This is a genomic window from Lentilactobacillus parafarraginis DSM 18390 = JCM 14109, from assembly GCF_001435895.1.
In the GTDB taxonomy this organism is placed as follows: Bacteria; Bacillota; Bacilli; order Lactobacillales; family Lactobacillaceae; genus Lentilactobacillus; species Lentilactobacillus parafarraginis.
Genome location: NZ_AZFZ01000171.1, coordinates 1 through 1,203, shown reverse-complemented (window position 1 = coordinate 1,203; position 1,203 = coordinate 1). Strand labels below are relative to the sequence as shown.

1 protein-coding gene is annotated in these 1,203 nt (G+C 44.7%); it reads right to left on the bottom strand.

Annotated elements, in window-relative coordinates:
- Nucleotides 1–58: 58 nt before the first annotated feature.
- A complete protein-coding gene (locus tag FD47_RS14550; RefSeq protein WP_010619295.1) occupies nt 59–1,084 on the bottom strand; it encodes an IS30 family transposase in 1,026 nt (341 codons plus the stop codon).
- Between the last annotated feature and the right edge of the window lie 119 nt (nt 1,085–1,203).

Genomic DNA, 1,203 nt, shown 5'->3' with positions numbered 1-1,203 from the left:
CCTCAATTGTCAAATCAAGTGCAACACTAAGAATCTATTCTTAGAAGTGGTCTAGTTGCTAAGCTAGTTCAGGCATTAGATCGGCTGGGCAGCGATAGTTCAATGACCGCCGTAGCCGGTTGTTTAAGGTATCTTGAGCCAGCTGAATGTCAATGAGTGAGGCCGAAGCCAAGGATCTGCCCTTCGGGAAGAACTCGCGCAAAAGGCCGTTAGTGTTCTCATTGGTTCCACGTTCCCATGGTGAATAAGGATGGGCAAAGTAGATGTCAGTTCCCTTGACTTGACTCAAGCTTGAGAACTCAGCACCATTATCAAAAGTAATGGTTTTAAAGTGCTCGGTTCCATAGTCATATAAGGTATTCTGGAGGGCTTTCAAGCAAGTGTCGGCATGATAATTGGGAAGTTTAACGATGATCTCTAAGCGACTAACACGTTCAGTCAAAGTCATTAATGCTGGCTCAGATTCAACCCGTTTGCCTTTGACCAAGTCACCTTCCCAGTGTCCAAGCTCTTGACGCGCTTGAACCATGGCGGGACGCTCTTCGATTGAATGGCCCAGATTTTTCTTATTGATTCGATGATGCTTTGCCCCGGGGCATTTAATCCGGCGACGTAGTTTAGCTGGTAGGTCTGAATTGCGGATAGCTAAACGCTGGTCATCAATATACCGGTACACCGTCGGTGTTGAGGGGCAGACAAGCCTTGGGTGATCAGTCTTGAATTGGTGGACAAAAGTATCCACACTATGCATCCTGGGACGCGCTTTTAAAGCTGTCACCAAAGCATTACAGAAGGTTTGACAATGATCAAAGAGTCCACGATAACAGCTATTTAGTCGGTGCTTACGATAAATTGCTTCACCAGTTTCTGCCAGATATGACTGTTCAAAGATATGAGTACTAGCGTTAATCTGTGTCGTTGTCCCACGTTTTAATTCACGTGAAATCGTGCTGGGATTACGATGAAGGGCCTGGGCAATCCGGCGGATAGACCAATCTAAGTCCCTTAGGGATTCAATTCGACCACGTTCAGCTAAATTGAGTTGGTGATACTGATTAGATATGATATTCTTAATTCGGGTCATGAAGATACCTCTTTCTTGTTTGTGGTGAATTAAGAATAGGTCTTCATGGCCTTTTTGACTAGTCTGAATAAAGAACTGGTCTAGTAGAGCAGGTGTTGCACTTCAATTTTAAATCGAGG